Genomic DNA, 14,020 nt, shown 5'->3' on the forward strand with positions numbered 1-14,020 from the left:
GCCCAACGGCAGCTTTTAGCTCAACAACCGTTGTCGACTAAACATCAGCTACGCGAACTCAATACTCAGTTCTGTATCCTCAACAATCAGGCGTATCTCTCTCAGCGGTTCAGCCTCATGGCGACGCTTCAACACTTCATTGCCAACAGCGGGAAGTAAGGTTTGACGCAAGAGTTCTTCCACCGCACGACCATGGTTCGGATGGCTGCAAACCCGTGAGGCTATCCAGGCGGGGATATCCCCCTCTGTCACCAAAGTGGCACCAATTTCGTCCCACAGTCGCGTTTGTAAGCGCGCAAGATGATGAGAGGCGATCTGTGCCAGAGCGTCCTGATCTAATGGGATATAAGGAATGATATTGACCCTGGCTAACAGCGCTGGCGCAAAGCGGCGCAACAGGGCGTCGTATACCAACGGTTTTAATGCACCTGGTTTGATATCGTTGGCAGTGAGGTAAGCCTGTTCGATCTCTTCAGCGCCCTGATTGCAGGTCAGTAAGATGAAACACTGGCGGAAACTGACCCGACGCCCTTCGGCATCTTCCATCCACCCTTTGTCGAAGACTTGATAAAAGGCGTCCTGAATATCGGCGTGAGCTTTATCAAACTCATCAAGCAGGATGACCGAGTAAGGTTTGCGCCTTACCGCTTCGGTTAATTTCCCCCCCTTGCCATAGCCGACATAGCCCGGAGGTGCGCCTTTCAGCGTGGATAAGGTATGCGCCTCTTGGAACTCACTCATATTGAAGGTGATAAGGTTATGGGCACCGCCATACAAGGTTTCGACCAGTACATTGGCCGTTTCTGTTTTGCCCGTACCGGTTGACCCCGCCAGCAGGAAGATTCCAAGTGGCCGCTCCTGAGACTGGATGCCCGCCCGAGCAATACGTATCGCCTGTGAAATCTCTTTGATAGCGTTGCGTTGCCCGAAAATATGATCACCGAGACGCTGTTCAAGATTCAGCACGCATTCAATATCATCCTGCAACATTTTGCCGGAAGGGATCCCGGTCCAATCGGAAAGCACCGCGGCGATGCTCTGCTCATCAACCCATGGATAGACCAGTGGCGACTCTTCCTGTAACGCCATCAGTTCACCCCAGCGGGCATTTTCCGTCATCATGCCACTGCCTTCTGTCTCCGGCAGAACATCCCTCACTAGCTGTTGCTCATGCAGATGGCGGCTTTGCAAGACGGTCAGTTCATGTTCAAACGCCTGAATCTGTGTCTGAACTTCATCTAGCCGTTGATCAACCGCTTCGCCCAGTTGCTTCTCCCGTACCAGATATTGATGCTCGGTTTTGAGCACATCCAGTTGGGCTGATAGCTGTTCAATCGCCTGTGGTTGGGCATATTGGCTGAGCGCGACCCGCGCGCAAGCGGTGTCGAGCAGGCTGATAGCTTTATCAGGCAACTGCCGGGAAGGCAGGTTGCGTAATGACAGGCGCACCGCCGCGTGAATAGCACCGTCGCGGATAGTGACGTTATGATGTTGAGCAAAATGTGGCGCAATCGCCCGTAGCATATCGACGGCGGTAGATTCGTTTGGCTCGCCAATCAATACCCGCTGGAAACGCCGGGTCAGCGCGGCATCAGGTTCAATAAACTGTTTATACTCTGACCAGGTGGTGGCGGCGATCATGCGCAATGCGCCCCTCGCCAGCATAGGTTTAAGCAGGTTGACCGCATCACCCGTACCCGCCTGCCCACCAGCCCCCACCAACGTATGGGCTTCATCACAAAACAAAATAACCGGGGTATCCGATTGGCTGATGCCATCTATCAGGGATTTAAGACGTGACTCAAACTCACCGCGCATACTGGCACCGGCTTGCATCCTCCCCAAATCCAGAGAAAGCAGACGAGCCCCTTGCAACAGCGGAGGTACATCGCCACTGGCCAGTTTTCGCGCTAGCGCTTCAACCACCGCCGTTTTACCAACCCCCGCTTCCCCAACCAAAATAGGGTTGTTCTGACGGCGACGGAGTAAAATATCAATCACTTGACGTAGTTCTGCTTCACGACCAATAACGGGGTCAATCTCACCGTCACGGGCTTGCTGGGTAAGGTCGTTACACCATTTATTCAATGCCGCATGCGCTTCTTTTGACGAGCTGCTGTGCGTTTCTGTCACTAATGTATCGCCTCCCTGAACCTCGTTGGTATGTTCAATGGAGTTAACCAGCAGGCCTTCATATTCCTCTGCAACCTGTGGAACCGGCAGCTTTTTGAATTCATCACACAGGCGGTATAACCAGCGCTGATGCTGGGTATCCTGCAATAGTGCCAGCAAAATATGTGAGGTACGGATAGGAGAAGGTGACGCCATCAATTGGCTCAACACCAACCCGCCTTCGACCACGGACTCCAAGCGTGATGATAAATCCTGCACCGATGCTTTGGTGACGGGCATATGCTGAATAATGCGATCCAATTGCGTGGAGATAACCGTTTGGCTCAGTCCGTAATGCGTCAGTAGAGCAGGAATATCCCCACGCTGTTGATCCATGAGAATTTTTAACCAATGTTCAAGCTCCACATACTCATGCCGATGACTGCGGCAAAGACGGGTGGCTTCAACAAAAGTTTTATAGGCAAAAGTGCCCAATCGATTAAAAAGACGTTCGCGTTGATACACCGTTATCGCTCCCATAGCTAGGTAACCGTTCTATAAATTGGCTGTATACTCAAGGCTGAGCCTGGCTTTAACCAGCTATGGCGGCTGAGCGTTCCACCGCCAAGACGACAAGCCATATTGGGTGAGGTCTGTATGATTAATTGCACGTCCAGCACCATCCGATGGCGGACAAAGTCATGGCAGATTTGCACCAGAGTGTTAATGCGTTTGCTGTTGCGTTGAAAATCCAGATATTGGGGGTCAGATACCGGACCAATAGATAACACCAGGCTGTGCTGCACATCGAAGAAACGGCTGCCAATACGCGTGTTACCCAACCGCCCCATGCGTTGACTTTCTACATTGCGCGAGTCGTCAATCCACAATCCTTTGTGGGCTTCAACACGGATAGGAACCGAGAAATACAGGCTCAGGATCTCCTGTAATTTGCGTAATGACCCTCTTCCCGGCAGATACACCCCCGGAAAGCAACGCCGTACCCGATCCACATGTGAATTCAGCGCTTGCTGTGGTGTTAGGCCCACGATTTGACGCACATGGTTCATAAAGGGATTGGCTGACGCGCGATCATGCCCCACGGCGACGTGCATTTGGGCCCAAGAGCGATAATGCAAGATCGCCATTCGCTGGCTGAGAATGCCCGCAAAATGTTCAAAGGCCTGATTACGTTTAGCCAACGCTTCGTTACGAGCATGTTCGGTAACATGTATTGGCAACGGGCCATACGGGGCAAATAAACCAAAATGGCGGCAGAAAATGGTGATCTCTGCCAGGTGCTGATGAGTGTTCAGCGTTTGCCTGATATCACTCACTTCACGCGGTGCAAATCCCATATCGGCAGGCTGAATAATACGTAGCCGCAGATGGCTACGATCACGTTGGGTACCAAGCCGGCCTTGCTCTGGAGTGGCACGCTCAATCCGACGCAGCAACTCGAAAAAGTCCTGACTGGCCGAGATACCCGGCAGAAACGTGTTTTTCAGCGTCTGGAGGCTAGCCATAGTTGACAGGCCCCCATTTGGCGAAGGTTTCACCATCAACCTGCATGTGCAATCTCAGGGTCTGCCCTAATTCACAATATTCTGACAGCGCGTGATGCAGGATCCGCGCAAAAAGGAATGCGCCTTTATCACTGTGGTGGCTGCTGTTGAAATCCAGTGTGGCTTCAACCCCCCGGCTCCAGGCTATCGGCCCTGGAGCGGTATGACGTTCAAAATTATGCGCCACACTGGCGTGAGTCAGGCTAGTGATCCTCTTATGCTGGCTAGCTTCTTCATGCTGACAAAATATCGATAGCCAATCTTTTAGCAGCGGCGAGCAATCGGTGACATCAGGCAGCGCATAACGCAGCGGATTGTTAGCAATCAGTTGTAACGCCCGCCAGGCTTGATCAATATTCGGCACACCTTGTGGTTTTGCCGGGTGGCGCAGCATTTCTATCTGCCCCACTGGCAGGGCAATTTCCAGCTTGAATTCCGGATGCTGTAATTGGCTGGGAATTAAGTGGCGTTCGCACACCATGGCTTCAATCGACAGCGACTTGACGTGATCAATATCAATCCCGCTGGTCCCCGGTGAAAGGGAAATGAATAAGCTGTCATGAGGTAAAGGTGAATTTTTCTGATGATTTTTATCCGTGAAGTCACGGCGACGGCGAATGCTGTAACCCGCCACTTTATCGTCATCATCAAAACGGGCATGGCCATGAAGGGAAGAAAACTGCACACTCCCCCCTTCGCTCAACAAACCGTTGACCCCAAGTACATGATGGACTTCGTACAAGCGGGGGTTCAGTGGGTCAACAATGACGGGATATTCGGTATGTTCACCATTAATCAGCACCGGGCTACAACGGCGTTTGAACAGGTTAATAATAGGTGTGGCGAAGAGTCGGAAGTCATTGCCAGTGACCCTGTCAATCAAATGTAGGGGACGCTGATCCAGTACAAACAGCACCTCAAAGGTATGAATGCCGTCCCCTTGTTGCAGGAAGTCGTTGAGGCCATGCAGTTCCAGATCGAAAAAACGCGAAGGAGCAGCAAAATATTCCCGTAGTAAACGGTTTCCAGGCATTTCGCTGATCGCCACAGGTAAAAGTGCTTCTTGCTCATCCAGCCCTCCCTGGCGAAGATGTTCTTTGGTAAGAACTTTGACCAGAGGTTTCCCATCCGTGTTGGCCCACAAAACAATGTGTAAGGTGTTATTCAACAGTGTCGTGAGTAACTGATTTGACTGAATTATTCCCCCCGCCAGCGTCAGGTTCATCGGGGCGAAATCCAGCTCGGATAAAGAAGCGACCCCCTGAGTGGTCAGACGTAGACGCAAATGGGCTTGACCAGCTTGCAATTGTGAAGCCACAGATTGCGGTAAATACGCCGGTGGCGTGCTGGCACACTCGGCATTTTCAATGACCAATGGCTGTATTTTCAGAGTGCGGCCAGTAGAGAAATTCGCCAACCGGTTGTTCAGCGAACTGTCACTCAGTGTCACGCGGCTACCTTTAGGCAATACAACGCGCGAGTGCCATTGCGGTGACGTGAGATCTGGAGCCATGGCAATGGTGGCAATCGACGGCAGGGGCGTATACCAAAGTGGGGCCAAACGCCCAAGCATTTGCAAAGCAAATTCAGGATGCTCGTTGTTCAAACGCTGTTGGATACGGGAACTCAAGAAGGCAGTGCCTTCTAGTAGCCGTTCGACGAAAGGATCGAGCACACCATCAGCATGTAACCCAAGGTGTTGGGCGACTTGCGGATGCATATGAGCGAAGCGCTGCCCATCTTCGCGCAGATAACGCAACTCTTCGTTGTATAGAGCCAGAAAACTTTCGTTGGGCATGACGGTTTCCCTGTTTTATCTCTGTGCGTTATTTAGAGAACGCGAACCATTCCATAGGAGTAATCGAGCGCGATGCGTAAATTGACCAAGTGCTCTTCGCCCGGTAGGTTGCACCGGGCATGGATGTCAAACAGGATGGCCAGCACCCAGGTTTCGCCTTTATTAATCAGCGGCACCACTTTTATTGAGCGCGGATCCAGACGTGACTCAAACGTGGCGATGATCCGCTGTATATGTCTGGCCAGTTCCAGCAAGTCGGTGATTACCGGTACCTGCTGGCTGAGCGAAGGCAGCCCATAATTCAATACGGAAGACTCACAATGCGGATACTTTTTTAACTTCAACCGGGCACTGTGTGCGGAGTCATTCAATAAAGATTCAATATCGCGCACAATCACTTCACGCCAATGAGGTAAGCGAACGTGTTCATGACGGAGACTTAATTTGTCAAAAAGTATCGGTGCTGAAATGTCCATAATTAGCCCTCCCCAATCCCGTTTGGAAGACTGCTCTCCTAACCCGCGAGAGCAGTCTTAATGCATTTCTGACTTAAATGCGGCTGTTCAATTTCAGATCGTAACCAGCCTTAATCACGGCCCCCATAGAGCCATCAGGTTGCTGTTCTTTGTATTCCACTTCGATACGTGCAAAGTTAAGGCTAATGGCATCCGTTGGCAGCACCGTGTCGGTGAATACTGCGTCCCCTTTACCAATAGGCATGTTGCCGACAGTCTTAAAAGAGGACACCAGACAGTTACTGAAGGTAACGATCAGGAAGTCTTGTTGACCCTGACCCGATTTACGACACACCAACTTGGCCTGAGGAATGTGTTCACCGATGGCACACATCAAAAATAGTTTTGGTGATGCTTTGTTACTCACCATGCGAAATTCGAAGTCCTTCATTTCGACTTTCCCAGAACCACCACCGCCACCTAGTCCCCAGCGCCCCGCATTTTCCTCGGCCCACTGCCAGGCCTGCACTTGGATCCATCCGTTATACTGCTGATCGGGAGACTCACCATCTACACCTTCGATATGGAGAAAGTAATCGACTAAAGCTGCCATTTTTTCACTCCTGAATTAATGTCATTAAAGTTGGGTTAAATCAGTATTCGGCAACCAAAAGTTGCCCCGTCAAAAATGTACTTTCCTATTTAATTTTGGCCTTACCTCCTTGATATTTATGTTTATATTCCTCTCTAAGAAGCGAGTGATATTCACAGCGCTTATTTCTTTTCGCTTTCCTTGTTGGATGGAAGTTTAGAAACCAGCCGTAGAGAAACCGTCATACCTTCAAGTTGGTAGTGAGGACGTAAATAGAAGTGAGCGCGGTAAAAACCAGGATCATCCTCTACGTCTTCAACTTGAACTTCAGCAGCGGCCAGTGGGCGTTTAGCTTTAGTGGCTTCTGTTGAAATGGAGGGGTCACCATCGACGTAGTTCATCACCCAGTCGTTAAGCCAAAGTTGCATATCATCCCGCGAGCGGAACGAACCGATTTTGTCGCGCACAATACATTTGAGGTAATGGGCGAAACGGCAGGTGGCAAAAATGTAAGGTAAACGGGCCGATAATCTGGCGTTCGCCGTCGCATCGGGGTCATCATAGTTTGCCGGTGCATGCAAGGTGCACGATCCGATAAAGGCGGCGAAGTCTGAGTTTTTACGGTAGACCAGCGGTAAAAATCCAGCATTGGATAACTCGTTCTCACGACGGTCCGAAATTGCCAATTCTGTCGGACAAGTGAGTTCATATCCGCCTTCGTCAGAAGGAAAAGCATAGGCCGGAAGTTCTTCCACGGAACCACCCGACTCAATACCGCGGATCCTTGAACACCAACCGTATTCATTGAAGGCACGGTTAATATTGACGCCCATGGCATAGGCCGCATTCGCCCAAGTGAAATCCTCACTGGCATGAGGGCTAACCACTTCTTCAAAGGCAAAATCATCAATAGGATGATTTTTGGCACCATACGGCAGACGCGAAAGAAAACGTGGCAGAGTCAGTACCAGATAGCGGGAGTCATTACTCTCACGTAAACGTCTCCATGGCGCATATTCAGGTGTGGTAAAGATTTTGCCGATATCCCTAGGGTTACCCAGCTCCCTCCAGTTATTCATCTGCATGATGCTTGGGGAAGAAGAGGTAATGAAAGGACAGTGAGCGGCGGCGGCCACCTTGGCTAATTCAGTCAGCAGAGCCACACTCTGTGGGCTGTGATCGAACTCATAATCGCCGATCATGCAGCCAAAAGGTTCCCCACCAAACTGCCCATATTCATGTTCATAGACCTGTTTAAATATCGGGCTTTGATCCCATGCAGAGCCACGATAGCGGCGAAGCGTTTTCCCTAGCTCATCTTGGCTAATATTAAGTACCCGTATTTTTAAGGTTTCATTAGCATCTGTATTATCAACAAGATAGCTAAGCCCTCGCCAAGCTGACTCCAGCTTTTGGAACTCTTTATGGTGCAGAATAAGGTTCATTTGCTCGGAAAGTTTTTCGTCAATTTCAGCGACTAAAGACTCAATGGTCAGTACCACATCACGATTGACTTTCACCTGACCTTTATTGGCATACGCAGCAAGCGTACCTATAGCACGACGTACTGTGGCGGAAGCTTCGTCAGTTCGAGGGCGAAAAGAACGTTTTAAAATGTCATCTAACTCGTTTTCAGCAAGATCGACGTTGATGTCTGGCGTGTCATTGAGTTGGGCTTTCTGCATGTTCTCCACTATTTTTCTCCGTCGTCATCTTCCACTAAAGCATCATCATCCTGGCTGAGCTTCGAAATCGTTCCCTGTGCATCGGTCGCAAGATTTTGTAAAAAATCAGGTTGTTCAAGCAGTTGTTTAACCACCTCTTCCGCACTGGTTTTACCATCCATATAGGTGATCAATTCAGCCAGATGGGTACGTGCTTCAAGCAGTTTTTCCATTTGAGGAATACGCCGTGCTAACGATCCGGGAGAAAAATCATCCATTGACTCAAAATCCAGTTCGATATCCAGGAGTTCGTTATCCTCACTCAAGGTGTTATCGACGTAGAATTTAAGGCGAGGCTTAATTGCTCTCATCCGGGCATCGAAATTGTCCTGATCAAAAGTAAGGAATTTACGATCTTCAACGGCGGGAAGAGGCTTTGCTCTGTGGCCAGAAAGATCAGCCATCACGCCGGTAACAAAAGGCAACTCTACTTTCTTATTTGAACCATATATTTCGACGTCATATTCAATTTGCACTCTAGGTGCATTATTTCTACCAATAAATTTTTGCGAGCTCGCATCTTTGGCCATTTAAATACCCTCATCGAAACGGTAGGTTAGTTTTTCCGGTAAACTGTTTTAATGTAATTACAGCTTCAGGCAGAATTTCTTCAACAATGGAATAAAAATCCATACCTATCATCTCTTTGGTGCGGCGAATGAATATTGGAGCTGGATGACTAGGCTCATAATGTTGAAAGTACTCCAGAATACGGTCCAGCATCATAATGATCTCTTGCCGAGAGCGAATGCTCCTATCATTTGAATTAAAGGATTGAGTATCAAGAGGTTCATGACTATCTATTTTTTGATAAACAGTTTCTGGATCGTCATGTGTTGGAGCATTCAATTGTGAAAGCTGAGAAATGTTATTTTTTAAGAAAATACGTAATTGTTCACAATGCAGTTGGTAACTCTCTGTGGATTGATTTGCATATGACTCAATTTGTTCCAACAACATATCTACTTTTGTCAATTGGTCTTTTAAATCTGGCAATCCATTCTGTTGGAAATAATTATTGACAGTTAAAAGTAATGTCGAAGATGTAACAAAATATCGCTCCTGACCATTTGGCAATGCTTCCATCGTAATAAGATCTTGTAAAATGTAAGGGTGCTCTTCTGTAAGGCGTGCAGTTTTAAACTCTGCAATACATTGTGCTGTAGATAACCAACCTAATGCGGCGGCATGCCCGCTATTTAACGGTGGTTCTTCCGACTGAGGATAGATAACAACATCAGTATCTTGGGTTTGTGCATTGATGCGCATAAAGCCATCATAGAGGGCCGATATTCCTTTTATATGAATATTAGCCCTTATAAACCAAAGCATTACACGTAAGTCAAAACATTGTTCTAGCAATTTATTGGCTTGTTCACTGATATGGTGCCAGTTTATTTGGGGAGGTTCATGCGGGCGAGAAAGCGGGTCCGCAGACTCATCTAATTGAGAGAGGATGGACTCAATCTCGCCATAGGCCGGATCATATTCAACGCCAAATAATGCTTGAGGAAATATATCACTCATATTATTGTCCATCCGTTTTAAAATCAAAAATAGCTTGCTATTCCTTGCTATTCGCTGGTTGAGGCTAACCTTATGTAGGATTTAAAAGTCAAGTACATGATTTATAACCTCCCTGTTTGTATAATTTATAATCATCCTGATTAAGATACCTGTTATAGGTTATAGCTATTCTCTGTTGTCATAGGTTATAGCTATTATGTCTTTATTTTTTTCTTATTTAAGAAATAACCTAGGACAAAAAACAGTAGTAGGGATAAACTTATTCGCAGATTTTTTCACCCTTCATACATTTATTAAATTTACATAACCATTAGCACGATGACGTGGATGAATAGCCAAAATAAGAGGACATAGATATGAGAAAGAAGCTATATAATGACTTCGCGTGGGAATGCCTGCGGCGAAATCCACAATATATCAGCGATTGGGAATTATTTATGAAAAATACTCTTACTAATAGAGGGGGCATACCAGATGATTCTGAATTAATCCAATCAGAGCTAGATTTGAATGCGGAAAAAAAATGGGGAGTGATGAAATATATTGACCCTTATAACTCTGACCCAACAAATGTTTTTTGGTCACTAAAATTAAGTAACCGTTCAGTCAGAGTTAAACTCAGTAATACTGGAAACGTCAAAGGGGGATATACATGGGGAGATATGTCCAACCTACCGGGAGTAAAACATCAACGTCTTCTAATGCATGACAATACACTGTGCGTAAAAATATTTAGTCAGAATGGGTACTTTCAGCTTTTTATCGAGAGTGCAGATGCATTAAAAGATGATTCAAACCTCTATATCTATATCCCTTTGAACCTTGAATCTGATGTTTTCGCTAAAAATATTGAGTTATTACAGAGTATTGTCAATCACAAGATAGAGGTGGAATGCAAAGAGGAGCAATACTTAGGTCTTTTGAAGACCATCGATGACAGAAAACAAGGTTTCTCACACCGGGATATCGCTTCAGATATTTTTGGTAAGGAACTGGTAAAAAATGAATGGTCTGCTGACAGTTGGGTCAGAGCAAAAATCCGCTATCGTATAAAGAAGGCGAATGCACTTATTAATTACGGCTACCTGAACTTCCTCTAGTGTCCTATCTGGCATGCAAAAGGATCTAAAATCTCTGGATATTAAGAGGTATTATCACTGGATATAATTAGTCATTTCAATAGTATAATCTCCCAATACCTCGCTTTTGGTCATACACGTATCTGACAAATAGTGTCCATTATTGTTATGGACACTATTATCCCAAATATATACATTCAGCGTCAGCTTAATCTCACCTCTCTGCCAACGTTAAAACTTATCGGATTAAGCTCCCTGGTGCTATCCACTCTCCAAGGCCACATAGTAATAAATAAAAATGGCCCACAGTCTCTCAGCGCCCGAACTGCGCGGCTATCCTCAGAGTGAATGCTTTTATCATCTTTATAAAAAGAAGGTAAAAATTCATTATTCGACTCGATAAATTATCCCCAGACTTTGACTACATTTTTGTTTGACCTAATTAAGTTAAAATTGGTATGACATATTATACACTGCGCTATAAATAAAGAAGTATATTAAATGGAACATTACATTTATTCCGCCTATAATCTGGAATGACATTTATTTTAATTAATAATTTAAAGAGTTGAATGACAGCATTGTGCACTTTGGAATAACAACTTAGGCTACATATCATTTTTAATTCAATTATGGTCACTTATTAATAAGGTTTAACTAAGTTAATATTCAACAAGAAATACATGGCAAACTCGACTACCTAAAGACAAATAAAAAGAGGAATATGTTGCAGTATACATTTTATTTTCTTGTGGCTTGAACGTATTACTCTACTGTCTCCCTTAGTTTAATCAGGCTATTTTATTTACAGTTTCTCTAATCAATAATAGCATCTAAAATAAATAATCGTCACTGGCGACAATGCTATTCTGCACAGGTTATCGACGATATTACTCTTTTGTTATCACTTGAATTAATCAGAAATATAAATGTAACATGCTGATTTTAACTCATTTTAAAACCTACATTTTAACCTATAAAAAATTTTATTATTTAATGATATACTCTCGAACAAGAGTAACCGCTCAAACTTTATTGACTCGTTAAAAGTCTAAATAAGTAAATTAATTTAATGCGTTATACCCAAAATAATTCGAGTGGCAGGAAGGCGAACAGAGGGAGTTCCCAGGGGCTTACATCAGTAAGTGACTGGGCTGAACGAAGGCAGCCAACGCACATGCAACTTGAAGTATGACGGGTATATAAGCATGTAAAAATGGGTATATATGATCGTTTTGTATCAAGATAAGCACATCATGGTAGTCAATAAACCCAGTGGGTTGCTTTCCGTGCCGGGTCGCGCACCAGAGAATAAAGACAGCGTCATGATGCGTGTTCAGAGTGATTTCCCCACCGCAGAGTCTGTACATCGGCTAGATATGGCGACCAGTGGTGTGATAGTGGTTGCATTAACCAAAGCCGCTGAGCGTGAGCTTAAGCGCCAGTTTCGTGAGCGTGAACCCAAGAAGACCTATATTGCACGGGTTTGGGGCCATTTAGCTCAAGATGAAGGGCTGATTGATTTACCCTTAATTTGTGACTGGCCGAATCGGCCAAAACAGAAAGTCTGCTATGAAACCGGTAAGTCTGCGCAAACAGAATACCAAGTGATCTCACGTGATGACGACGGCAGCACCAGAGTGAAGCTATCACCCATTACAGGGCGTTCGCATCAATTACGGGTCCATATGTTAGCCATGGGGCACCCTATCCTCGGTGATGGTTTCTATGCCCATCCAGAAGCTAAAGCGATGGCACCGCGGTTGCAGCTACATGCACAGCAGTTATGTATTACCCATCCAGAGTTTGGGACGCCAATGCATTTCCACTGTGAAGCGGAGTTTTGATATTGTCGTGCCGCGAGAGATATAGCAGTGCAGCAAAAGGCATCGCAGGGCACAGGAAATGAGCACCAAATGTAGAGCTTAGGTTTTATCCTCACCCTATCAGCGCCCTACCGCATCAGCGACGCTAAGAACAGATCAGGTTTCAGTTGTCAGAACACAATGCTCCAGCAACTGAAACCGATCACTATATACCCGTCATATTTCAAACTGCCTGTGTATTGGCTGCTTTCGTTCACCCTAGTCACTTACTGATGTAAGAGCCTGGGGACTTACTCCGTTGCCGCCTTCCTGCAACTCGAATTATTTTGGGTATATTGTCTTAATCACCGATGAAAATTATCTTAATTACCGATAAAAAAGTCACTTAAACCCTTTCTCGCGTTTGATCAAATCATACGCAGCCTGAATTTCCTGCGCTTTTTGCTTCGCCATTTCCATCATCTCTGGGGGTAACCCCTTGGCAACCAGCTTATCCGGGTGATGTTCCCCCATAAGCTTACGGTAAGCACGCTTGATGGCCACACTGTCATCACTGCTATTTACCCCCAAAACTTTACATGCATCTTCCAGAGTCGGGCCTTGGGCCGCTCGCTGGTAACCACCTTGGGAGTACTGACCTTGTCCCCCCCCATGACCACCAAATTGACGCCCTCCATCGAACATGCTCAGGAATTGATCGAATTGACCACGGGAGATCCCCAACTCTTCAGCAATCACATACAGCACCTGACGCTCATTTGGATGCAAAGAGCCATCGGCAAATGCGGCCTGTAATTGAATTTCCAGAAATATCCGAATTAAGTCAAAGCGACCAAAGCAAACACGGCGAAATTCCTGCAACGTCTTTCGCAACGGAAAGTGACTTTCTTTCCCTTCACGAAACGCTTGCTGTGCCGCTGTTCTGGCTGCGCCATGTAATTGCATCCTATCCATTAATTGGCTAGCGAGCTGGATATCAACCTCCGTAACACGCCCTTTAGCCTTGGTTAAATGCCCCATGACTTGAAAAGTGGTACGGAAAAAAAGTAATTGCCGTGTCTGTTGATCAGCAAAAAAACCGCGGCGTTTTGCGCCAAGCGCCCTGTCTACCATATGGCCAACAAGCAGCCCCAATAGCGCTCCAATAAAGCCAGGAGCATACATTACGCCCAATACCAGACCGAGCAGTTTTCCCCAATACCGCATATACTCCTCAATTCACCATGCCGTCAGCCAAAATTTGCATTATCATACTCGGCAATTAGCTCAGCGCCTAACGGCGAGACGAGTAAACGGTCAGATTTAACACTAGCGCAACTGTGATGAGTGATATAGTCTCAAA

The 14,020-nt window shown here is 46.4% G+C and carries 11 protein-coding genes; 2 read left to right on the top strand and 9 right to left on the bottom strand.

Annotation, left to right across the window (positions count from 1 at the left end; translation table 11 throughout):
• Positions 1-48: 48 nt before the first annotated feature.
• From tssH to AC971_RS05060, 8 genes are all read right to left on the bottom strand, one after another.
• Entirely contained in the window at positions 49-2,637 is a 2,589-nt protein-coding gene (gene tssH, locus AC971_RS05025) for a type VI secretion system ATPase TssH (protein ID WP_025382557.1), read from the bottom strand.
• A gap of 17 nt (positions 2,638-2,654) precedes the next feature.
• Positions 2,655-3,638 (bottom strand): type VI secretion system baseplate subunit TssG, encoded by a 984-nt coding sequence (gene tssG, locus AC971_RS05030; protein ID WP_025382556.1) that lies wholly within the window; start codon positions 3,636-3,638, stop codon positions 2,655-2,657.
• A complete protein-coding gene (gene tssF / locus AC971_RS05035) occupies positions 3,631-5,475 on the bottom strand; it encodes a type VI secretion system baseplate subunit TssF (protein ID WP_025382555.1) in 1,845 nt (614 codons plus the stop codon). Before tssF ends, tssG begins: the two co-directional genes overlap by 8 nt.
• Before the next feature lie 32 nt (positions 5,476-5,507).
• Positions 5,508-5,951 (bottom strand): type VI secretion system baseplate subunit TssE, encoded by a 444-nt coding sequence (locus AC971_RS05040; RefSeq protein ID WP_025382554.1) that lies wholly within the window; start codon positions 5,949-5,951, stop codon positions 5,508-5,510.
• A 73-nt stretch (positions 5,952-6,024) separates the two neighbouring features.
• On the bottom strand, positions 6,025-6,543 hold the full coding sequence (locus tag AC971_RS05045; protein ID WP_025382553.1) for an Hcp family type VI secretion system effector: 519 nt from the start codon (positions 6,541-6,543) through the stop codon (positions 6,025-6,027).
• A 161-nt stretch (positions 6,544-6,704) separates the two neighbouring features.
• Positions 6,705-8,207 (bottom strand): type VI secretion system contractile sheath large subunit, encoded by a 1,503-nt coding sequence (tssC, locus tag AC971_RS05050; protein WP_038402545.1) that lies wholly within the window; start codon positions 8,205-8,207, stop codon positions 6,705-6,707.
• Positions 8,208-8,215: 8 nt separating this feature from the next.
• On the bottom strand, positions 8,216-8,776 hold the full coding sequence (gene tssB / locus AC971_RS05055) for a type VI secretion system contractile sheath small subunit (protein ID WP_025382551.1): 561 nt from the start codon (positions 8,774-8,776) through the stop codon (positions 8,216-8,218).
• A gap of 10 nt (positions 8,777-8,786) precedes the next feature.
• Positions 8,787-9,800, bottom strand: coding sequence for a type VI secretion system protein TssA (locus AC971_RS05060; RefSeq protein ID WP_025382550.1), 1,014 nt, complete (start codon positions 9,798-9,800; stop codon positions 8,787-8,789).
• A gap of 329 nt (positions 9,801-10,129) precedes the next feature.
• On the opposite strand from AC971_RS05060, the gene rovC reads away from it, so the two are divergent.
• On the top strand, positions 10,130-10,873 hold the full coding sequence (gene rovC / locus AC971_RS05065) for a hexameric transcriptional regulator RovC (RefSeq protein WP_025382549.1): 744 nt from the start codon (positions 10,130-10,132) through the stop codon (positions 10,871-10,873).
• A gap of 1,205 nt (positions 10,874-12,078) precedes the next feature.
• Positions 12,079-12,699, top strand: a complete 621-nt coding sequence (gene rluA, locus AC971_RS05070; RefSeq protein WP_025382548.1) for a bifunctional tRNA pseudouridine(32) synthase/23S rRNA pseudouridine(746) synthase RluA — start codon at positions 12,079-12,081, stop codon at positions 12,697-12,699.
• A 360-nt stretch (positions 12,700-13,059) separates the two neighbouring features.
• Here rluA and djlA read toward each other — a convergent pair whose 3' ends face one another.
• Positions 13,060-13,884 carry a co-chaperone DjlA gene (gene djlA / locus AC971_RS05075; RefSeq protein ID WP_025382547.1) on the bottom strand — a complete coding sequence of 275 codons (825 nt, stop codon included), beginning with the start codon at positions 13,882-13,884 and terminating at the stop codon, positions 13,060-13,062.
• Positions 13,885-14,020: the final 136 nt, after the last annotated feature.

It is taken from the genome of Yersinia similis (assembly GCF_001053095.1).
GTDB lineage: Bacteria > Pseudomonadota > Gammaproteobacteria > Enterobacterales > Enterobacteriaceae > Yersinia > Yersinia similis.

Coding starts and splice junctions, on each gene's coding strand:
- tssG (WP_025382556.1), bottom strand. CDS start 3,638: ATGGCTAGCCTCCAGACGCTGAAAAACACGTTTCTGCCGGGTATCTCG.
- tssF (WP_025382555.1), bottom strand. CDS start 5,475: ATGCCCAACGAAAGTTTTCTGGCTCTATACAACGAAGAGTTGCGTTAT.
- AC971_RS05040 (WP_025382554.1), bottom strand. CDS start 5,951: ATGGACATTTCAGCACCGATACTTTTTGACAAATTAAGTCTCCGTCAT.
- AC971_RS05045 (WP_025382553.1), bottom strand. CDS start 6,543: ATGGCAGCTTTAGTCGATTACTTTCTCCATATCGAAGGTGTAGATGGT.
- tssC (WP_038402545.1), bottom strand. CDS start 8,207: ATGCAGAAAGCCCAACTCAATGACACGCCAGACATCAACGTCGATCTT.
- tssB (WP_025382551.1), bottom strand. CDS start 8,776: ATGGCCAAAGATGCGAGCTCGCAAAAATTTATTGGTAGAAATAATGCA.
- rovC (WP_025382549.1), top strand. CDS start 10,130: ATGAGAAAGAAGCTATATAATGACTTCGCGTGGGAATGCCTGCGGCGA.
- rluA (WP_025382548.1), top strand. CDS start 12,079: ATGATCGTTTTGTATCAAGATAAGCACATCATGGTAGTCAATAAACCC.
- djlA (WP_025382547.1), bottom strand. CDS start 13,884: ATGCGGTATTGGGGAAAACTGCTCGGTCTGGTATTGGGCGTAATGTAT.